Here is a 19,751-nt window from a genome sequence, read left to right as displayed (position 1 = left end):
TGACTAAATGGCCCGCAATCATAGTCAAGCTGCTTGACTGTCTCGTCAAGGGTGTTTCAATGCCTCCGTGCAGAACTCCGAGGCCATGGCCCTGTCCGCCACCCTGCTGGCCGTCGCCGGCGAGCTGACCCGGCGCATCCACGACGGAGTCGTCGCCCGCGGCTTCGAGGGGCTCCGGCCGGCGCACGGCTTCGCGTTCGCGCGGCTGGCCCCGGACGGGGCGACGGTCACCGAGCTGGCCGCCCATCTGGGGGTCACCAAGCAGGCCGCCAGTCAGCTCGTCGACGAGATCGTGCGCAAGGGATACGCGGAGCGTCTGCCACATCCCCAGGACGCGCGGGCCCGTCTGATCGTGCTGACCGAGCACGGCCGGGCCTGCACCCGCGCGGCGGAGGAGTCGGCCGCCGATGTCGTGCGGGCGTGGGGTGAGGTGATCGGTGAGGGTGAAGTGCGCACGCTGTGGGGGCAGTTGGCGCATCTCGCGCCGTACGGTCCGATCCGGCCCGCTTGGTGACGGTTCGTCAAGGGCGTTACATCACGGCCCTCGGTCGTATCCGGGCGTCGCCCGAAGTTTTTACTGGCGCGTAACTTCACAGTTCTACTACTCGTCCGTAACTTGACGAGTGAACAGCATCCCGTGATCCGGATCACAGGGCGTAGTGCCGTCGCACCTCCCTTGAGCCGCAAGGAGATCACCCGATGCTGCCCTTCAAGCGCGTCCTCAGGCCACTGGCCGCCCTGCTGCTGGCCGCCGCCCTCGCCACCGCCCCCGCCGCCACCGCTCACGCGGCCACTGCTCCGAGCAGCGGCTGGAACAACTACAGCTGCAAGCCCTCCGCCGCCCATCCCCGTCCGGTCGTCCTCGTCCACGGCACCTTCGGCAACTCCGTCGACAACTGGCTGTCTCTCGCGCCGTATCTGAAGGACCGCGGCTACTGCGTCTTCTCCCTCGACTACGGCCAGTTGCCGGGCGTCCCGCTCTTCTACGGCCTCGGCCCCATCGACAAGTCGGCCGAGCAGCTGTCCGCCTTCGTCGACAAGGTGCTCGCCGCGACCGGCGCCCCCAAGGCCGATCTCGTCGGCCACTCACAGGGCGGGATGATGCCCCGCTACTACCTGAAGTTCCTCGGCGGAGCCGCCAAGGTGAACGCCCTCGTCGGCATCGCGCCCGACAACCACGGCACCACCCTCAGCGGCCTCACCAACCTCCTGCCCTACTTCCCGGGCGCGAGCGACCTGCTCAAGGCCGCCACCCCCGGCCTCGCCGACCAGATCGCCGGGTCCGCCTTCCTCACCAAGCTCAACGAGGGCGGCGACACCGTGCCCGGCGTGCACTACACGGTCATCGCCACCAAGTACGACGAGGTGGCCACGCCGTGGCGCACCCAGTACCTGACCGGCCCCGACGTGCGCAACGTCCTGTTGCAGGACCTGTGCGCGGTCGACCTGTCCGAGCATGTGACGATCGGCACGATCGACCGCATCGCCTTCCACGAGGTGGCCAACGCGCTCGACCCGGCGCACGCCGGCGCCACCACCTGCGCGTCGGTCTTCAGCTGACGTGGCTCGGGGCCTGCCCGGCCTGAGCCGCCGGACAGGCCCCGCGTTCGACGGGCCGCGTCAGCGGCCCCGCCCGCCGCCCGCCGCGGCGCGACGGCGGACCGAGGCGAACAGCGCCGCCGAGCCGAGCGCCAGGGCGGCCGCGCCGCCGACCGCGAGGTACGCCGTGCGGCCGTCGCCTCCGGTCTCGGCCAGGTTCACCGGGCTGCCGGCGGCCCGCGGCCGGTTCGGCTCGTCGGCGGCGGCCTGTGCGGCGCGGTCCGCAGCGGCCGTGTCCCCGGCCGACCGCACGGCCGGGTCCGACGCCGGATGCGACGCCGGGCTCGCGGCCGGCTCCGCCGACGCGGGCGCCACCGGATCCGTCGTGGTCCGGGCGTCGTCGTCCCCGTGGCCGTGGTGCTCGACCGACGACCTGCCGGCGCCGTCCTCGATCTGCCGCTCGGTCGGCGCGGAGGCGGCCGGCGCCGGGGCGGAGCCGCCGGACGCGCCGCCGCTCCCGCCACCGTAGGTGACGTCCGAGCAGGAGTAGAACGCCTCCGGGCTGTCCGAGCGCTGCCACACCGCGTACAGCAGGTGCCTGCCCGAGCGTTCGGGCAGCGTGCCGGAGAAGGTGTAGAAGCCGTCCGCGGCGACCGGGTCGGTGGCCGTCGCCACCGGATGCGCCAGATCGAGGTCGTCCCAGGCCGGCGACTTGGCCGGGTCGTAGCCGGGCTTGGTGAGGTAGACCGTGAAGGTGCCCTTGTGCGGGGCGGTCACGCGATACCTGAAGGTGTACGCGCCGCTGTGCACGCCCGTCGCGGGCCAGTCCGCGCGGGGCAGGTCCAGGCCCTTGAACTCCTCGTTGCCGGCGCTGCACAGCCTGCCGTCCGGTATCAGCTCCCGGTGGCGGCCGTCCGCGTCGCCGATCCGGATGCCGTTCCAGTCGTACAGCGCCTGGGTGCCGCCGGCCTCGACGGCCGCCTTGCAAGCCGCCGACTTCGGGCTCTCCGGCCCCTCCGCGTAGCACTGGGCCACCCGGCTGACCGGGTCCCCCATGGAGCCGTGCGCGGCCGCGGGCGCCGCGGCGAGCGCGGTCAGGGCCAGCGGGGCCAGGCCGAGGACGGCGGAAGCGGCGGCCGTGCGGCGTGCGGGCATCAGGGGGACTCCTCGGGGCGGTTGTTCTGACACGGCGGGACGGATCCCGTGGGCGGGACGGATCCCGTTGAGTGGGACGGATCCCGTGGGGGTGATCAGAAGCTAGCCGCAACGCACCGCGAAAACGCCGGTTGGAGGCGGTGCGGGGAGATCCTTATGCTCGCGTTAAGGCAGGGCTAACTGAGGGCTGAGGAAGAGGGGTTCGGAGGCCCCGGCTCACCTGCGCCTGTGCGGCTTCACCGTCCGCGGCAGTCCGTGTTCGTCCGCAGCCAGACGCCACGATTGGCTCCCAGAATGGCTCCCCGCGCCGACGGCATGCGCCCTCCAGGCCCTGGCGCTTCTTGCGGAGGAAGAGACGCGGGTCGGGGGCGACCTCACGCGATCAAGGCCGACGCAGCGCAGACCGGTAGCCGAACGGTCGTCGTTGGTCGCTGTGGGCCACCCTCGGACGGCCCAGAGACGGCCCGACGCGTGCGACCCAGCAGATTTACAGTGGGCTTTACCCATGGCGTCTAATCGGGCGATTTACGGTGTGCGTGGTTCGCCGGGGAACGGCTGGGGGTGAGGATGTGGCTACGTGATCCCGTTGCTGGGCCCTGGACCTCGCTTGGTGAGAACTACAACCTCGTGGCTCATACCAATGACAATGTCGTGGCCGTTCACAGCCACCGCATCGGTTGGTGCAGGAAGCTGTATGGTCTCCACGAGCCGGTGGCGTTCAAGGTCCCACGTGCCGAGAGTCTTGTCATCGCTGCCGGTGAAGGCGTGGGGCCGACCGTCGATCACCGTGCAGGCGATGGCGCTTACAAACGCGGTGTGGCCGGTGAGAGTGGCACGTTCGGCGCCATCTGTGAGGTCCCACACCCGAACGGTGCCGTCATCACCTCCCGTGATGGCGTGGGGCCGGCCGTCGATCGCCGTGCCGGCGACGGCCCGGACCCAACCAGCGTGGCCGGTGAGAGTGGCGCGTTCGGCGCCATCTGTGAGGTCCCACACCCGAACGGTGCCGTCAGTGCCGCCCGTGATGGCGTGGGGCCGACCGTCGATCACCGTGCAGGCGATGGCATTTACGGACTTGCTGTGGCCGGTGAGAGTGGCGCGTTCGGCGCCGTCGGTGAGGTTCCACAGCCGAACGGTGCCGTCATGGCCGCCCGTGACGGCATGGGGCCGACCGTCGATCACCGTGCAGGCGACGGCCCAGACCTGACCGGTGTGGCCGGTGAGAGTGGCGCGTTCGGCGCCGTCGGTGAGGTTCCAGAGCCGAACGGTGCTGTCAGAGCCGCCCGTGATGGCGTGGGGCCGACCGTCGATCACCGTGCAGGCGATGGCATTTACGGACTCGCTGTGGCCGGTGAGAGTGGCACGTTTGGCGCCGTCGGTGAGGTCCCACACCCGAACGGTGCCGTCGGAGCTTACCGTGATGGCGTGGGGTCGGCCGTCGATCGCTGTGCAGGCGACGGCCTGGACCCAACCAGTGTGGCCGGTGAGAGTGGCGCGTTCGGCGCGATCCGTGAGGTCCCACAGTCGAACGGTGCCGTCAGAGCCTCCCGTGATGGCGTGGGGCCGACCGTCGATCACCGTGCAGGCGACGGCGCTTACGGCAAAGATGTGGCCGGTGAGAGTGGCGCGTTCGGCGCCATCTGTGAGGTTCCACAGCCGAACGGTGCTGTCAGTGCCGCCCGTGATGGCGTGGGGCCGGCCGTCGATCACCGTGCAGGCGACGGCCTGGACCCGACCGGTGTGGCCGGTGAGAGTGGCGCGTTCGGCGCCGTCGGTGAGGTCCCACACCCGAACGGTGCCGTCAGTGCCGCCCGTGATGGCGTGGGGCCGACCGTCGATCACCGTGCAGGCGATGGCATTTACGGACTTGCTGTGGCCGGTGAGAGTGGCGCGTTCGGCGCCATCTGTGAGGTCCCACACCCGAACGGTGCCGTCATCACCTCCCGTGATGGCGTGGGGCCGACCGTCGATCACCGTGCAGGCGACGGCATTTACGGACTTGCTGTGGCCGGTGAGAGTGGCGCGTTCGGCGCCGTCGGTGAGGTCCCACACCCGAACGGTGCCGTCAAAGCCGCGCGTGATGGCGTGGGGCCGGCCGTCGATCGCTGTGCAGGCGATGGCCCAGACCCAACCAGTGTGGCCGGTGAGAGTGGCGCGTTCGGCGCCATCGGTGAGGTCCCACACCCGAACGATGCTGTCAGAGCCGCCCGTGATGGCGTGGGGCCGACCGTCGATCACCGTGCAGGCGACGGTCCAGACCTGACCGGTGTGGCCGGTGAGAGTGGCGCGTTCGGCGCCATCGGTGAGGTCCCACACCCGAACGGTGCCGTCAGTGCCTCCCGTGATGGCGTGGGGCCGACCGTCGATCACCGTGCAGACGACGGCCTGGACCCAACCGGTGTGGCCGGTGAAGGTGCTGAGGAGGGCGGGGTGTACCTGGGATCCGGTCGCCCAGCGAGGGCGCCAAGACCATCCCCGCGACAGTTCTTGGGCGAGGGCGTGTTCTGCGTACCGGGCGGCGTCGATGGCGAGGATGCCACGTCGCTCCTGCGGGCCAGCCGCGGAATGGACACCGGCTGAGGCCCGGTAGATGGAGCAGCGCAATCGGCACTCGTCGGAGTTGGCCGCGTGAAACGAGTGGAGCAGGTGTGCCGGTGTCGCGTGCACGAGGAACTCGCTGTCGCGCAGCACCGTGTCGAGGCAGTGGCCTGCTGCGGCGTGTGTGGCGAGGTGGTCGCGCAGATACAGGTGTGCGGCTGGCCAGTCCTGGCGGCCGGTGCTCGGATCCTGGGGGACCTGCGCCAGAAGGGTTGAGGTGATCGCTTTGTGTGCGGTGAGGTCGTCGCCACGCTCACGAAGGTGTTCGGCCATGGTTTCGTGGAAGAGGCGGTATGCCGAGCCAGCCGGAGTCAAGGTTTCGACCAGGTAGGCCCCTGCGTGCTCGTGCAGCCAGCGCAAGTCTTCCTGCGGGCAGGGAATGCCGGAGAGTGCTTCGGCGACTGGTGCCCACACGGTGGACCAGGGCAGCCCTGCCCCCTGGGCGTATGCCAGTGGCCGCATGAGACGCTCGACTTTCTGCCGGTCGGAGCCGAATCGTGCGAGGTAGGCGGCGAAGGCTTGTCCCGCCTCGCTCGGAAGTTCTCGCTCCCAGTCTGGGCGGCTGGTGTCGACAGTGATTTGGCCGTAGACCAGGGCTCGTGCCGTCATCCGGGCGACGAGGAACGATTTACCGGCCCGTGATGCGATGCCTTGAGCGACCCTGGCCGCTTCGTCGGGAAGCCCTTTGTACGGGGAGCAACTGTCCGGGTCTTGTGCATCGAGGAGGAGTGCTCTGGCGTAGTTGATCACATCCTGGTCGGCAATGTGTTCGGGCATGTCAAGGTCGAGGGTGATGACGGCCCGGCCGAGTGCCGGAATCTGCGGGCGCCTGGTGCCGATGACGAGGCGTACCGAGGGCAGCGTGCTCAAAGGCTGTAGAAAATCTCGGGCGATACGGTTGCCCTCGGCCGCGTCACCCGCCGTGCCGGCCTCGTCGAGAGCGTCGACCACGATGACGACCGGCTGTGTGCGGTCGCCCAGCGCATCAAGGAGGTCCTCGCGGTCGCAGCCGTTGGGTAGGCCCATCGCGGCAGCCAGATCGGCGGCCAGCTCCTCGAGTACGGCGCGCCGAGCGTGAAGCCGCACCACCGCCAGCCCTACCGGGGGCAAGGCTGGTTCAGGAGTGGTGGCACGCGCTGGGTGGTCGGCATCGGTGAGCATCAGGAAGCGGCCCAGCAGCGAGGACTTGCCCGACCCTGGGTCGCCGGTGATCACTCGTGCTTTGCGGTCGTGTCGCTGTGCAGTCAGCCAGGATGCCAGGGCGGTAAGGGCGGCTGTCCGGCCTGTGAAGTAGTCGCCGCGGTCACTGATGTGTTCTACGCCCCGGCCTCGTGCCTCGAAGTGGCCGCGAGTCTGCTTGCGCAATCGGGTGAGCGTGTCGACGTCCAGGTCGTCTGTTGGCAGGCCCGGGATGTGGGCCCGGTTGTGGAAGAACGGGGCATGGCCGTCGCTGTCGATGGTGGAGTGGCGCGCATGCTGCGCAGGGTGTTTGCTCCGGAAGTACTCGTTGACGCGTTCGGTGACCTCCCGTACGCCCAGATGCTCCTGCCGGGCGCCCGCCTGCGGCTGTTCCAGAACATGAGCCAGAGCATCAACGAAGGCGTTCTCGCGGGCCCGTTCCTTGCCCCGAGCCGCTGCCATCATCCAGCGGCCAGCAGCGCCTCGCTGCGAGGCCGCCAGCTCGGCGGCCAGCTTCGCGATCTCCTCGGTGCCGGCCCCCGCGTAGCACGTGTCGAGGATGACCAGGAGATGTCCGACCGGACTTGTCATCAAGGGACGGCAGAGGTCTTCGCTGGCCAATGCTGTCGTATAGCGGCCTGCCCTGCTGCCGGCACACTGCAGGTAGTGTCGGTCTGTTGCCTTCACCCCGTGACCGGCGAAATAGACGACGACCACGTCCTGTGGACCTAGATCGGTCTCCAGCACCCAGTCCTCGATGCGCTCCACCAGGTCCCTGTCAGGGTCGGAGGTCAGTTCGGGCAGGGCCAGCGTGTAGTCCATCGGCTCCAGCAATGCGCGCACGCGGGCGACGTCTTGCGGCACTCCCGGCAGGTCGTTGATCCCCGGGTCCGTGTAGGTCCCGACGCCCATTGCGATCAGGAACCTGCGGCCTTGCGCTGCCATGTACTCAGCCCCCCAGTCCCCGAGCCACGGCTCTGCCCGTGCTCGGCGCAGTGAGGTAGCGAAGCAGATCGTGCATCTGCATGCCGTTGCTTATCGAGACGTCCTGGACCCGGTCTCCGAATCGCGGTGCCAGCCGGTCGGCAAGGGCCACAATGTCGCCACGGTCGGCGATATTCGTCCACCGTTCGACCCCACCAGGCCAACTACCGGCCCCATCCACCGGAGGCGGCCGCAGCCGGTCGAAGACCACACTGCGCATGCCGAGTGGCGACCCCAGCGTGATGAAATCAGTGATCGGCCAATCCGGATGGGCACACAGCGCCTCGTATGCAACGACCGAGCCGAGCGAGTGCGCGACCAGCACCCGCGTCTCGTCAGTGATCACCTCGGCGATACAGGCCCGGGCCTGCTGCTTCAGCTCAGGTTCCGTCATGTAGCGACGTACCTGCTTCAGCGCGAAGATGAGGAGTCGGTCGGACACCTTGGCAAAGAATCGGGAACCGCTGAGCGCGTCGAGTGCTGCTCGTACCCGCTCCGAGAGCAGCAGCCGGGATGCGCCGAAACCGAGCGGGCCGCGAGAACCGGCCGCATCGGGCCCAAGGACCTCAGGGTCGGCTTGAGCAGCCTGCTCCCACCATGCCTCCAGCAGCTCGGCTTCAAGCCCGTCCTCTACGTCCGTCTCGTCCCAGGGAGGCAGGTCCAGGGAGCGGGTCCCCTTCTCGAAGTACAAGTTTCCGTAGAACGCGCACGTCACGTCCTCTGGCTCCAGCCGCAGCCCACCCGCTAGACGTACGCCGTCCCGGAGCGCCGGCCCCACCTGCACTGCCATCAGTTCGGGTCCCAAGAATTCCTGCCCGATGCCGTGGACGACGACCACCCTTGCCATGGCGAGACTCCCCCGTTGTTCCAACGCCAGCGTGCGTCCCACCGGTTTACAACACAACCGACAGCAGAGACAGCTCAGTTCGACTAATCCGTGACGGCGCGGCAGCCCACTCCACCCTCACGGTCGTCCTTGGTCGTTAGGGGCTGCGCTGGCTACTCTGGGCCAACGGGTAATCACTGACTGGAGGGGGCGCGTTCGTGGATCCGGAGATGGCCATGCTGGCGGGTACGGCAGGGACAACCCTGGTCACCCTATTGACGACCGAGGCGTGGCAACGTGCCAGGGACGGCGTTGCCTCGTTGTGGCGCCGTGCTGAGCCAGAGCGGGCCGAGGCGATTTCCGGCGAACTCGACGTGACCCGAAGAGACCTGCTGGCTGCACAGGCTGGTGGCGACCCCGAATCCCGCAGCGAACTGGGTGCGGAGTGGCAGGGCCGCATACGGCGACTGCTCGCAGCGCATCCCGAGGAAACAGAGGCGCTGCGGATGCTGCTCAACGAACTGGCCCCGTACACGCCCGCAGACTCGTCGGTGACGCAGCACGCCACCGCCTCCGGTCATGCTCGGGTCTACCAGGCCGGCCGGGACCAGAACTTCGGCCACCGATGAGCGGCCGCAACGATGCTCGGGCCGATGGCCAGGGCCGCATCTACCAAACCTCCGGCGACCAGCACATCACTGAGCACCATCACCACGCCCCCGATTGGTCGGGGCCGGACTCCGTGCGCCGTCCAGCGGTCGGCCGCACCCCCGTGGTACTCCGCGACCGCGTCGGAGAGATGGACCGTCTGCGCGCCGCCGTCGAGCCCGGCGTCGGGAACCGCGTCTACGTCCTTCACGGCCTGGGCGGCTGCGGCAAAACCGCTGTCGCCTACACGCTCTTCCACCACGCCACCAACCAGGCCGGTCGACTCGGGCTGTGGGTCAACGCTTCCGACTCGACCTCTCTACGTGCCGGCATGCTCGCCGTCGCAGCCGACCGCGGAGCCACCGACGGCGAACTGATGGGAGCACGCAGCGGACTACGTCCCGCCGCCGATCTCGTTTGGCACTACCTCGACCGCTCCGACCAACCCTGGCTACTGGTCCTCGACAACGCCGACAACCCCGCCATCCTTCGCGACGGCGGCTGGCTGCGTACCAGCCCCACCGGCACCGTCGTCGTCACGACCCGGCAAGCGGCGGCTCATTGGTGGCCCGGGGCGGAACTGCTCCAATTCGGTGTACTTCCACGTGAAGAAGCCGCCCTGGTTCTACGCGACCTCGCACCGCATGCCGGGTCGATCGAAGATGCTGCGGAGGTTGCTGACCGCCTCGGGCGACTGCCTCTGGCGCTTACCCTCGCCGGCGGATTCCTCGCCCACCAGGTGATCGACCCATGGAGCCTTGCCGACTACGGCCGCCGACTCGACGGCAGCGCAGGTCTCGACCCCATCGAGTTCATCGAACAAGGCGCCACAGCCATCGGTGGCGATTCTCGACACCTGCCCAGCCGCACTTGGCAGCTTTCCCTCGATGCCCTCGCCGCACAAGGCCTATCCGAAGCAGGTCACCTTCTGCGCCTACTCGCCTGCTGGTCCGGTGATCCATTGCCGCTGTCAGTTCTGCTCGGGGCCGAACTCGGCCCGGCGCTCCCGGCATCTCACGTCGAATCGGCTCTGCGCGGGCTCATTGATCACTCCCTCACCGAGCTGGCGCCTGGGGAGACGCGCTGCCTACGCACCCACGGCGTGCTCCTCGACAGCGTGGCCCGAGCCATACCCGCTGACCAGCACGAGCAGCTCTCCTCCACTGCGGCCCGCCTATGTCTCGCTCTATTGCCAGAGGTGCCTGACCGAGGGACGCAGGACCCCCGGGTGAACCTGCTCGCACCGCATGTGGTCGCGCTATTGCGCAGAACGGCGAGTTGGGCGACCAGCCAACCAACAACAGAAGCTGCGGCAGAATGCGCTCTCCGGCTTGTCAGCGCAGTCCATAGGGCTGGCGACTACGCCTCAGCACTCAACTTGGGCAGAGACGCTGTGGAGCTGCTGAAACCCCGGCTCGACGAAGACAACATTTGGCTCATCAGGCTGCGCCAACGTGTAGGACGGGCTCTATTTCGACTTGGACGGTTTGAGGAGTCCGAGGCTCTTTTACGGCAAGTCTTGGAGGACTGCGAACGGACGCTAGGCCCAGAAGCACCGGACACTCTAGCGGCTTGCAGAAGGCTAGCCAGTCCACTCGTCAACCTTGACCGAAGGCCGGATGGCATCTCACTGTATCGGCGAGCAGCAGAGGGGTGCGTTCGAGCACTCGGCCCTGTGCACCCCCTCACGCTTCTCACGCGGTCGGGCCTCCTAGAAATATCCACACAGCCGGTAGACGTAGACGCAGGGCCGGACTTGGTCATGGAATGCCGTCGCGAACTCGGGGAAGACCACACCCTCACACTTACCGCAGAACTCAACTGCGCCTTTACACTCCACCGCGTAGGGCGACCGGCGGATGCCCTACCGTACATTCGCTCCGCCTCTGCGAAGTTTACGCGACGTTTCGGCTCCGATTACCCCCTCACATTTAACGCTCGGCAAACATTGGGCGCGGTTCTGCATGCGCTCGACCAAAACGCTGAAGCAATCGAGCATCTAGAAGAAGTTACAGAAGGCCGGACCAGGACACTCGGACCGAACCATCCATGGACGATCCACGCCATGGAACTCCTGAAGCAATATCGAGACTCACAGAGAGAATCTTGACATTGCACGGCCTACCCAGTTCCTCAGCAAGGTGGGTGGTTCGGATCAACGGCCAGCGGCACGGAGGCAGGCAGTAATGTGCGAAGCGACTGCCTCCGAACCCGATCGCGGGTGTCTGTAACGCGCTTCCGAAGCTCGACGTCAGACATGGCAGGATTTCTCGCGCAGAGTAGTGGCGTCAGGGGGAGGCTCTCGGTGGGAAGTCATCTGCGTGTCGGTGAGGTCCTGCGCTCCGCGCGGAACAGAGACCCTTCGGTCCCAGTCATCGGTGGGTACCGGAACATCCATTACGTCACGGCTTCCGATACGTTGCCTAAGATCCAGTTGAGCAAGGGCATCAATCCGATCGCCAGGTCCAAGAACGGGAAGCGTCGGCCGGCGATCCTGATTCGTTCCAGCCCGTGGAAGGCCGGGACCGCTGAGACTCCCTGGCACGACGTGTTCGATCTGGACAACGGCCGCGTGCGCTACTTCGGAGACCACAGGGTCGACCACACGGTGCCTGTGGGCAGTACCCAGGGCAATGCGGTGCTGCTGGAAGCCTTCGCAGAGCATCAAGCCCCTACTCCCGAGCAGCGGGCCCGGGCCGTGCCGCTACTTGTGTTCGCAGCCGTATCGCGAAACAAGACGCCCAAGGGGTATGTGCAGTTCTGCGGCCTGGCGGTCATCGAGCGCGCCGAGCTGATCGAGCAGGAGACCAACGGCAAGCCATTCCCCAACTACCGCTATGACATGACGCTGCTGGATCTCAGTGCAGAGGGCGATCAAGTCGACTGGGCCTGGATCGAGCGCCGAGGCAACCCCCGGCTCGTGGCAGTCGACGTGCTTAGTCGCGCTCCACGTTCCTGGATTGAGTGGGTGGGGCACGGGCATGGGGCGTTGCCGGACCTACGCCGGCGGACTCCCTTCCCTTCTGAGGAGGACAAGCCTTCACCCCCACGCTTGACCGAGGGTGGCCGCGAGTCGCTCGGATTGTTTCCAGCGCCCCGCCGGCCAGACGGCACCGCCCCGGCTTCCTCTGACCCGACCGGATCACGGGAGAAGCTGACCGCGAGCATGCTGATGGACAGGCTCAGGCACCTCAGGGTTCATCAGAGGAACGACCAGCCGAGTAGGCACAAGCCACTGGCTCTGCTATGGGCTATCTCCAGGATCGCCGCAGGAAATCCCCGCCTCGCGCCCTGGCGGCAGTTCCGTGACGAGGTGGGAGAGCTCCTGGCCGAGTTCGGCCTTCCGGACTCTTCCGCGACCCCCGAGTATCCGTTCTGGCACCTGCAGACGAGCCGACTGTGGGACGTGCAAGGTCTACCGCCCGAGCAGTCCGCGAAGCCCCATGCCGCAAGGTTCGACAGGTTCAACCCTGCAGCGGGACTGTCGGAACAGGTAGCGCACCTGCTGGACGACCCCTTCGTCCGCTCCCAGGCGGTCGCTGTCCTGCGGGAGACCCATCTTGCCGATGTTCCTCAGCATGCACTGATGGAACGGCTGGGGTTGGCCGGCTACGACAGCGCGAGCGGCGTCACCGACGACGGAGAAGAGCAGGAGACGGAATCGGGTCCAACCTCACGGCGCACGGTCACCCTCTCTCGAGTCGTCCGTGATTCCGAGCTGACTACCACGGTGAAAAGACTGCACGGCGACCGCTGCCAGGTCTGCAGCCTGCAACTGTCGACCCGATTCAGCGCCTACCGCGAAGCTGCCCACATCCGCGGCCTCGGTCGCCCCCACAACGGCCCGGACAAGCTGTCCAACCTGCTCGTCCTCTGCCCTAATCACCACGTCCAGTTCGACGCACTCGCCATCTACGTCGACATCGACGACACCGTGCGCATGACCACCGACGACACCCCCATAGGCCAACTCCGCCGGCACCCCGCCCACCAGATCAACGAAGCACACCTCCGGTACCACCGCGCACTGTGCGGCAGGGACCACGAGTAACCGTGCGGGCCTACTGGCCTCCTCAGACAACGGCGCAGCAGCTTCCCAACACCCCCTCTGGCCTTGCACTTTCCCCAAGGGGAGCCACCAGTGGGCCGTTCCCGTCCACAGCTTGTCCGCAACCGGCCGCACGCACTGTGGGTTGGAAGTGGATGAAACGAGTGCGCCATGAGGCTTCCGTGACTCAAAATGCCATGGTGACTCGAACGCAACAGATCATCCTGGTCTGCACGACAGCAGCGGGCTTGGCTCTGCTCGCCACCGGCCTCTACCTGGGGTTGGACCGCGCAGAAAAGCTCGCCAGCGTCGTAAGCGCTGCCGCCGGGCTGGGCTCATTGGCGGTAGCCGCATACCAAATCACACAAACTAGGCAAAATGGATCGAACCGAGAGGCACCCCGCCAAATGCAACGAAGCGGAGATAATTCCACAAACATTCAAAGCGGCGGAAACATCACTTTCGGCGACAATAACAAGGTAGGCGGCGACCGTTGATCTGGCGACAGAAGCAGCGGAGCGGTGACGGGTCAACGAACATTCAGGCCCATGTAGTGCAATACGGTGTCAGCTATGACGACGCCAAGGCCATCGCCATGGACGTCTTTAAGGAGAATTTTTCCAAACTCTCACAGGGCGCCCATCGGGTGGCAATCGAGAGGGCCGACGAGTTCACTATGAACTACTTGTCCGAACTCCATGACAGGCAGCCACAGGCAATTGGGAATATCGAGGATCCTGGCGTCCAGTCAGACATCCTGGAAGCGCAAGCTGGCTTTGCGAAGAGTGGGGACCAAGACCTCGGTGAGGTGCTTGTAGATGTCCTGGTGGACAGGACGGCCCGAACGGATAGAACTACAGCCACACTTGCCTTGAGCGCCGCAATTACCACCGCTCAAAAACTGACGAGCAGCCACTTTGCAGCCCTCAGTGCACTATTTGTTTTCAAACAACTTAAGCTCTTCGGGATGATCCATCACGAGCAGCTATACCTGATGATCACGCAGTTGTTGGGGTCAGCCAAGGACGCGATGATGCGTCTATCTGACTCGGACATCCAGTACCTTGCAGCACTGGGCTGTCTCACCATCTCCATAGGAGCGGCACCGATCCATCAGGGACTGCAGCAGGCCTATCCGGGCCTCTTTTCCGACGGATTCGACATCAGCTCGGCGCCCGCAACTTTAAGTGGCGCGCCTGAAGACGGCCCAGAAAGCGTGGTCAGGAAACTCAAAGACACGCCAGCTGTAGCCGCGAGCCCTCGCGATCCGACAAAGTTTCAGGTTGCGGCAGCCGACAATGAAAGCCTCCATAAAATCCTAGAGGCGAACGGACTGCTTGAGTATGAGACTGTCTTGCGGCAGACGCTTACAGCCAGGCCATTGCACGGAGATGCAATAGTTGCAGAGATGCGGGAACACAATCCTGCCCTAGGAGAGATCGCAGACGCATACGACGCGGCCTCCCTCCCGAACTGCACCAACACTGCCATCGGGACCGCTATCGCGCACGCAAATCTGCGCAAGGCGACCGGTGGAGCATTCGTATCCCCTCTAGATATTTGGATTTCTTGAGTTATTCCCGTTTTCGGAATCCTCTCGATGAGGAAATCTGAAACCTGACGGAGGGCTACGTGGCTTCTACCCGGTACGCTGGTACGCACCACGGCAGAACGGAGAGTGCTCCGCGGATGGGACCGAAGACGACCAAGGTTTACGAGACGCTTCGAGAGCGACTGGCGTCCGGCGTGTACGCCCCCGGCGACAAGATTCCGTCGGAACGCGCGCTGGTCGAAGAACTCGGCATCGGCCGGACGGCACTGCGGCAAGTGCTCGCCCGCCTGCTGGCCGAGGGAGCGTTGGAAGTGCGGGGCCGGAGTTCCTACCGGGTGCCGGGCGCGGTGAGCGTCGAACGGCCCAAAGATGTGGAGCCGTGGCGCATCCACGGTGAGCGCGACCTGTACGACAACCGATGGGTGAAGCTTCAGCTCTGGGACGTGGAACCGCCAGGAGTGGAGCGGTTCGAGCACCATGTGGTGCGGCTGCACCGCGTGGCCGTCACGGCGGTGCTGGACGACCAAGACCGCGCGCTCATGATGTGGCGATACCGCTTCGTACCGCAGCAGTTCGGTTGGGAACTCCCAGGCGGCATCGTTGACGCCGGAGAGGACCCAGCGGCCACGGCACTGCGGGAAGTCGTCGAAGAGACCGGGTGGCGCCCGAAGTCGCTGGAACACGTCGTGACCTATCAGCCCATGGTCGGCATGGTCGACTCGCCACACGAGATCTTCGTGGGCCACGGGGCGGAAAAGGTCGGCGAGCCGAGCGACCTTGAGGAGGCGGGCCACATCGAGTGGGTCCCCCTGGCCGACATTCCGGGGCTCATGGCCCGCGGGGAGCTGATGGGGTCCGGCACCCTCGTTGCCCTGCTGCACATCCTGGCGAGCCAGCGCCAGCAGGGAGTCACAGCCGCGCGCTGAGCATGTCGACACGACGGCGCTGCCGCACCGAACCGGTGCGGCTCGCCAACAGCCGGGCCTGCCTCAGATGGGTGTGGGCATCGTCGTACTCGGCTCGGGTGAGGTGCGCTTGCGCCAAGTCGGTGTGCAGTCCGGCTCGCGCCCGTACAAAGGTCGGGTCCATCCCTTCCAGTGCTCCGTACAAACTCGCGACCGCGTCGCCATCACCGAGCAAGGCGAGCACGTTGCCGTGCCATCGGGCGAGATGCACGCCGTTCAGGAAGATGCTCAGCATGTCGGGGTCCCGGTCCTCCGGGCCCGGCGGGATGCTGGCCATGGCAGCATCGAGCGCTCGTCGGCAGTCGTCCGGCATGCCTGCGTGAGCGCACATTTCCGCCTCTGCGGCGTACAGCCATGCCCGGAGCCGAGCCGAAGCGGCCTGGCCGACCGTGCACCGGGCGTCCCGAACGAGGTCGACGCCGAGCGCCGGCCGTCCGGCTTCACAGAGCACGTACGCCTGTTCCGCCATGGCGTGGGCGAGGTACATCGGAGCCTCAGCGTCTCGCGCGGCCCGCTTCGCAAGTTCGTAATGACGCCACGCTCGCTCCACCGCTCCGGAGTCGATTGCCTGCCACGCTGCGAGGGTCGATGCACCCGCGAGCGCCAGTGCCACGGGCCGACGCGCGGTAGGCAGTACGGCGAAACTGAGTGCGTCTTCCAGCGCGGCAAGGTGGCCCGTCATCTGGTCGACCAGTCCGGCCGCGCCCATCTGACGGTCCATGGTTCGGAGCAACTCGGTTTGGTCGTTGAACGCCTTCACCATGGACTCACTGACGCTACTGGCCGCATCAATTCGGCTGAGCAGTTCGTCGTAACCGTCGGCCAACAGCACCACCGGCGCTGGCGTGGTGCCTCTCAACTCCGCGTCAGTAACTCCGAGAAGCTGCCGCAGAACCGCCGCGTAGCGGTCTGAGATGGTGCGCTTGCCGTTCTCCCACTCGGACACATACACCCGCAAACTTGCGGTCGAAGCAACGTCCGTGACGTTCCGTCGGGCGCACTGCTCAATCTCGCGAACCAGTCGCTCCTGAGACCAGCCGCGCGCCATCCGCGCGCTTCGAAGTCCTGCGCTCACAGGCCACCGTCCGGTGGTAGATGCCCTCAACTGACGGCCCCAGCATGCCGCACATTGCCCCAGGTCAACAGGGGTTAACAGGACGGATGTTAAGCCCTGTTGGCTACCGGCCGCCCTGTCTGAAGCGGTCTTCTGGAGAGGCACCGCAACGAGGTGAACGCCACCCGATTCGGCGAACCACCTTGACTCTGGTGCGCACCAGTTGTCTACTGGTGCGCACCAGATTTCGGGCTCGCGTCCGGTCTGCGGTGTGTACGCGATGGGCGCCGCGTTTACGAACGCGGCGCCAAGGGGCCCGGGACAGAGCGGGCCGAGGGGCCCGGATCCCTGGTCAACCGGAGGGCTGAGACCGAAAGGTCACGTCTCCATACGCCTGAAACGGGAGCCCGTGTTCCCGGAGGAGACACCAGCACGATCTCGACTGCCGCCGCACTGCGGTGCGGCGGCCGCTTGCCTCCGCTGCTCGTCTCGTACGAGCAGCGCTGAGGGGAGCCGGACGTTCCGACCCCAACGGCGCGCGCCCCCGGAGTTGCCGCTCCGGGGGCGCGGTTCGGGCCGTTGCCACCTGCAAGGGAGAACACGACCCAATGGACAACATCGTCACTGTTCAGGAAGCTGTTACCGCGTTCGCCGACTTCATGGAGCCGACGAACGCGGAACTGGACGCCATCGAAGCGGAGATGCCCGCGATCCTCGCCGACGTCGACCTGCTCGACGCGCAGATCACCACGCTGGACCGCACCCCGACCGAGCTGGACACCCGTCGCATCCGCCGTGCTCGCCGCCGGGTGCTCGCCGAGCGCCGCGCGCTGGCCAACCGCACGGCCGGCGCGATGGTGCCCGGCGGTGCCGCGTGAGCGCTACCGGCCGGAACCTGAGTGCCGCGCACGCCGAGGTGAAGGCGGAGATCGCGCGAACGGACAGCAAGACCGCGCTGCTGCTGGCGTTCGTCGGCGCGGTGCTGGCCGGCGCCTGGTCGGTCGCCCGAACCCTTCCCCTGACCCTGCCGGCCGCCATCGTCGGCGGGGGCGGCCTGGTGGTGCTGGTCGCCGCTGCCGGGATGCTGCTGCGCTCGGTGCGCCCGAACCTGGGCAGTCGGCGCGAGCGCTTCGGCTTCCCGCTGTGGGCCACCCTCACCCCGGACGAGATCAGCGGCGCCGTCTCGCGCGACCTCGCGGCGGACATCGCCGGCCTGTCCCGGCTGGCCGTCGCCAAGTTCACCTGCCTGCGCCGCGCGGTCGACCTCACCTACACCGGGGGCGCCCTGCTCATCCTCGCCGCCCTGCTCACGCTGGGGGGTGCGGCATGAGTGCCAAGACCGTGCTGCCGGCGGTCGCGATGACGGCGGTGTCCATGGTCCTCACCCTGGCCGTGGTCGTGATGTGGCTGGGCACGGCGGTGCCGTGGCCGGTCGCCCTGGTCGTCGGTCTCGGCATTGACGGCGGATGGCTGGCCACCCTCGCCTACGAACGCCGCCTGGCCGCGCAGGGCGACCATAGCCGCACGGTCACCGCCGTCGGCTGGTGCTTCGGCCTGATCGCCGCCGGCGTCCTGATCGCGCACGCGCTCACCGCTGAGGAGTCCGCCGGCGCGTGGCTGGCCGTGGCGTGGCTGCCGATCGCGGCCAAGGCCCTGTGGCTGGTCCACGGACTGTGGGAACGCACCGCACTCACCCCGACCGCGCTCGGGGCGATCCGCGGCATCCAGCAAGAGGCCCGCGACGAAGCGGCCGTGGCCCGCGCCCGGCTGCGAGCGGAGGCCACCACCGAGGAGACCCGGCTGACGGCCGTGACGGAGGCCGGCGCCCGCGTCGCACGCGTCCAGGCCAAGACCGCCGACACCCTTTCGCGGGCGTGGTCGACGCTGGAGATGGCCCGGGACGGCGAGGAGACCGGAAGGGCGCTGACCAGCGTGACGACCCGCGTCACGCCCGGTGTCACGCCCCGCTGGGAACTGCCCGTCTGGGGCCCGACGGAGCCGGTGGCGGCACTCCCGCTGGAGGCCGGACCCGCGCTCACCGACGAGGCGTTGGACGCGCTGGTCGACGAGATCCGTCACAGCGAAACCCCGGCCCTGTCCTACCGAGAGATGGCCACCCGCTTCCGCGCCGCCGGACACTCCGCATCCGAGGTCCGCCTGCGGGCCGCATGGAAGCGCGTGGCCGCGTGATGGCGGCGCTGCCGGTGTTCCGGTGGCGCCTGGCCCCGGACGGATACGCCACCCGCCGACAACTCCGGGCGCGCGGTCTGCGCCCGGGTGGTCAGGGCGTGGCCGCTCAGCTCGAACGGCCACGCCGCCGCCGTGAGCCGCTGGTCGCCTACCTCTACCGGGTCGACCTGGCCAAGCCGGTCCGGCCCATGACGCCGGCCAGGTGGGCGGCGCTGGCCAAGGCCAACGCCGCTCGCCGCACCTGCCCCGCCTGCCGATGCGACGCCGGCTACGTCATTCCCGCCTCGCTCGGCATGTGCGTGCCGTGCGCGTATCCCGAAGGAACCTCGCATGGAATCGCTGCCTGACGTGCCCCGGGTCGTGCAACTCCCCGATGGCACCTACGCCTACACCGATCGCCTGCCCGCCCCGCCGCAGCAGTACAGCGGACCGCAGGTCATCCACCAGCACGTTCACCAGGCGCCGCCGGACCGCACCGTGCAGCGCATCGCGCTCGGCTCCGGCGTCGGGGCCGGCGCGGTCGCGGCCGGGGTGTACTTCGGCCCGCTGCTGGTCGGCGTGCTGACCGCCATGGCCGCCAACCTCGCGCTGCTCGCGTTCCTCGCGGCCGTGTGCGCGTGGGGTGTCGTCACCGTCGTCCGCTCGGTGGGCGGCGGGGACGGCAAGCGCGCTGCTGACACCGTCCGCCGCGCCCGTCGGCGCTGACGGTTCCCCGCGGTTCCGGGACCCCCGTGGTCCGGGGCCGTCGGGAGCCGGACAGTCCGGCCCGGAACGGAGAAACCGTCGTGAGCAGCGAACAGCTTCGCTTCACCGCTGGTGAGAAGACTCGGATCGCGTTGTTGGTCGCCCGGATGGCCAAGCGCGGGCTCGCCGACGACCGCCAGTCCGGCGGCCGGGTCGACCAGAGCGACCTTCAGCGCCGGGTCGCCCGGATCGAGGACCAGGCCCGCAAGCGCGCCGAACAGGCCCGCACCAGCAAGAACGGCAAGTAGCAGCGCCCCGGGGGCGGTCGT

18 protein-coding genes are annotated in these 19,751 nt (G+C 67.5%); 14 read left to right on the top strand and 4 right to left on the bottom strand.

The window, feature by feature from the left end:
* Positions 1-67: 67 nt before the first annotated feature.
* Positions 68-514 carry a MarR family winged helix-turn-helix transcriptional regulator gene (locus ACIQMV_RS01815; protein ID WP_402590350.1) on the top strand — a complete coding sequence of 149 codons (447 nt, stop codon included), beginning with the start codon at positions 68-70 and terminating at the stop codon, positions 512-514.
* Positions 515-699: 185 nt separating this feature from the next.
* Positions 700-1,560: a triacylglycerol lipase gene (locus tag ACIQMV_RS01810; protein ID WP_141362373.1), complete on the top strand. Its 861-nt coding sequence runs from the start codon at positions 700-702 to the stop codon at positions 1,558-1,560.
* A gap of 60 nt (positions 1,561-1,620) precedes the next feature.
* On the opposite strand, the gene ACIQMV_RS01805 is transcribed toward ACIQMV_RS01810, so the two are convergent.
* The 3 genes from ACIQMV_RS01805 to ACIQMV_RS01795 form a co-directional block, all read right to left on the bottom strand.
* Complete coding sequence (locus ACIQMV_RS01805; RefSeq protein WP_402590348.1) at positions 1,621-2,694, bottom strand: lytic polysaccharide monooxygenase; 1,074 nt, start codon at positions 2,692-2,694, stop codon at positions 1,621-1,623.
* 573 nt (positions 2,695-3,267) lie between these two features.
* Positions 3,268-7,416, bottom strand: coding sequence for a caspase family protein (locus tag ACIQMV_RS01800; RefSeq protein WP_402590346.1), 4,149 nt, complete (start codon positions 7,414-7,416; stop codon positions 3,268-3,270).
* A gap of 4 nt (positions 7,417-7,420) precedes the next feature.
* Positions 7,421-8,302 carry an antibiotic ABC transporter ATP-binding protein gene (locus ACIQMV_RS01795; RefSeq protein WP_402590344.1) on the bottom strand — a complete coding sequence of 294 codons (882 nt, stop codon included), beginning with the start codon at positions 8,300-8,302 and terminating at the stop codon, positions 7,421-7,423.
* Between the two features lie 197 nt (positions 8,303-8,499).
* On the opposite strand from ACIQMV_RS01795, the gene ACIQMV_RS01790 reads away from it, so the two are divergent.
* The 6 genes from ACIQMV_RS01790 to ACIQMV_RS01765 all read left to right on the top strand — a co-directional run bounded on the left by ACIQMV_RS01790 (position 8,500) and on the right by ACIQMV_RS01765 (position 15,455).
* Entirely contained in the window at positions 8,500-8,910 is a 411-nt protein-coding gene (locus tag ACIQMV_RS01790; protein WP_402590342.1) for a hypothetical protein, read from the top strand.
* Entirely contained in the window at positions 8,907-11,039 is a 2,133-nt protein-coding gene (locus ACIQMV_RS01785; protein WP_402590340.1) for a tetratricopeptide repeat protein, read from the top strand. Before ACIQMV_RS01790 ends, ACIQMV_RS01785 begins: the two co-directional genes overlap by 4 nt.
* A gap of 324 nt (positions 11,040-11,363) precedes the next feature.
* Positions 11,364-12,980 carry an HNH endonuclease gene (locus ACIQMV_RS01780; RefSeq protein WP_402590338.1) on the top strand — a complete coding sequence of 539 codons (1,617 nt, stop codon included), beginning with the start codon at positions 11,364-11,366 and terminating at the stop codon, positions 12,978-12,980.
* Positions 12,981-13,159: 179 nt separating this feature from the next.
* Positions 13,160-13,474: a hypothetical protein gene (locus ACIQMV_RS01775; RefSeq protein ID WP_402590337.1), complete on the top strand. Its 315-nt coding sequence runs from the start codon at positions 13,160-13,162 to the stop codon at positions 13,472-13,474.
* Positions 13,471-14,550: an LPO_1073/Vpar_1526 family protein gene (locus ACIQMV_RS01770; protein ID WP_402590335.1), complete on the top strand. Its 1,080-nt coding sequence runs from the start codon at positions 13,471-13,473 to the stop codon at positions 14,548-14,550. Before ACIQMV_RS01775 ends, ACIQMV_RS01770 begins: the two co-directional genes overlap by 4 nt.
* A gap of 116 nt (positions 14,551-14,666) precedes the next feature.
* Entirely contained in the window at positions 14,667-15,455 is a 789-nt protein-coding gene (locus ACIQMV_RS01765) for an NUDIX domain-containing protein (protein WP_402590333.1), read from the top strand.
* Here the strand turns inward: ACIQMV_RS01765 and ACIQMV_RS01760 are convergent.
* Positions 15,439-16,446: an XRE family transcriptional regulator gene (locus tag ACIQMV_RS01760; protein ID WP_402590331.1), complete on the bottom strand. Its 1,008-nt coding sequence runs from the start codon at positions 16,444-16,446 to the stop codon at positions 15,439-15,441. The genes ACIQMV_RS01765 and ACIQMV_RS01760 overlap by 17 nt on opposite strands.
* A gap of 710 nt (positions 16,447-17,156) precedes the next feature.
* Between ACIQMV_RS01760 and ACIQMV_RS01755 the strand changes: the two genes are divergently transcribed.
* From ACIQMV_RS01755 to ACIQMV_RS01730, 6 genes are all read left to right on the top strand, one after another.
* Positions 17,157-17,426 (top strand): DUF6284 family protein, encoded by a 270-nt coding sequence (locus ACIQMV_RS01755; RefSeq protein WP_402590329.1) that lies wholly within the window; start codon positions 17,157-17,159, stop codon positions 17,424-17,426.
* The gene (locus ACIQMV_RS01750) at positions 17,423-17,878 is read left to right on the top strand and encodes a Pycsar system effector family protein (protein WP_402590327.1); all 456 of its coding nucleotides are present in this window, start codon (positions 17,423-17,425) and stop codon (positions 17,876-17,878) included. The genes ACIQMV_RS01755 and ACIQMV_RS01750 overlap by 4 nt, the downstream gene beginning before the upstream one ends.
* Complete coding sequence (locus ACIQMV_RS01745) at positions 17,875-18,738, top strand: protein spdB (RefSeq protein WP_402590325.1); 864 nt, start codon at positions 17,875-17,877, stop codon at positions 18,736-18,738. The genes ACIQMV_RS01750 and ACIQMV_RS01745 overlap by 4 nt, the downstream gene beginning before the upstream one ends.
* Positions 18,738-19,085: an RRQRL motif-containing zinc-binding protein gene (locus ACIQMV_RS01740; RefSeq protein WP_402590965.1), complete on the top strand. Its 348-nt coding sequence runs from the start codon at positions 18,738-18,740 to the stop codon at positions 19,083-19,085. Before ACIQMV_RS01745 ends, ACIQMV_RS01740 begins: the two co-directional genes overlap by 1 nt.
* A complete protein-coding gene (locus ACIQMV_RS01735; protein ID WP_402590323.1) occupies positions 19,069-19,443 on the top strand; it encodes a DUF6251 family protein in 375 nt (124 codons plus the stop codon). The genes ACIQMV_RS01740 and ACIQMV_RS01735 overlap by 17 nt, the downstream gene beginning before the upstream one ends.
* A gap of 80 nt (positions 19,444-19,523) precedes the next feature.
* Entirely contained in the window at positions 19,524-19,730 is a 207-nt protein-coding gene (locus ACIQMV_RS01730) for a DUF6257 family protein (RefSeq protein ID WP_402590321.1), read from the top strand.
* The last annotated feature ends 21 nt before the right edge of the window (positions 19,731-19,751 follow it).

Source organism: Streptomyces sp. NPDC091412 (assembly GCF_044756885.1).
Lineage (GTDB): Bacteria > Actinomycetota > Actinomycetes > Streptomycetales > Streptomycetaceae > Streptomyces.
The sequence above is the reverse complement of the archived record's forward strand: the minus strand, read 5'-3'. Positions and strand labels throughout refer to the sequence as shown.

Excerpts from the sequence above, each read along its gene's own strand:
- ACIQMV_RS01785 (WP_402590340.1), top strand. The coding sequence starts at position 8,907 with ATGAGCGGCCGCAACGATGCTCGGGCCGATGGCCAGGGCCGCATCTAC.
- ACIQMV_RS01800 (WP_402590346.1), bottom strand. The coding sequence starts at position 7,416 with ATGGCAGCGCAAGGCCGCAGGTTCCTGATCGCAATGGGCGTCGGGACC.
- ACIQMV_RS01735 (WP_402590323.1), top strand. The coding sequence starts at position 19,069 with ATGGAATCGCTGCCTGACGTGCCCCGGGTCGTGCAACTCCCCGATGGC.
- ACIQMV_RS01805 (WP_402590348.1), bottom strand. The coding sequence starts at position 2,694 with ATGCCCGCACGCCGCACGGCCGCCGCTTCCGCCGTCCTCGGCCTGGCC.
- ACIQMV_RS01745 (WP_402590325.1), top strand. The coding sequence starts at position 17,875 with ATGAGTGCCAAGACCGTGCTGCCGGCGGTCGCGATGACGGCGGTGTCC.
- ACIQMV_RS01755 (WP_402590329.1), top strand. The coding sequence starts at position 17,157 with ATGGACAACATCGTCACTGTTCAGGAAGCTGTTACCGCGTTCGCCGAC.
- ACIQMV_RS01740 (WP_402590965.1), top strand. The coding sequence starts at position 18,738 with ATGGCGGCGCTGCCGGTGTTCCGGTGGCGCCTGGCCCCGGACGGATAC.
- ACIQMV_RS01795 (WP_402590344.1), bottom strand. The coding sequence starts at position 8,302 with ATGGCAAGGGTGGTCGTCGTCCACGGCATCGGGCAGGAATTCTTGGGA.
- ACIQMV_RS01765 (WP_402590333.1), top strand. The coding sequence starts at position 14,667 with ATGGGACCGAAGACGACCAAGGTTTACGAGACGCTTCGAGAGCGACTG.
- ACIQMV_RS01810 (WP_141362373.1), top strand. The coding sequence starts at position 700 with ATGCTGCCCTTCAAGCGCGTCCTCAGGCCACTGGCCGCCCTGCTGCTG.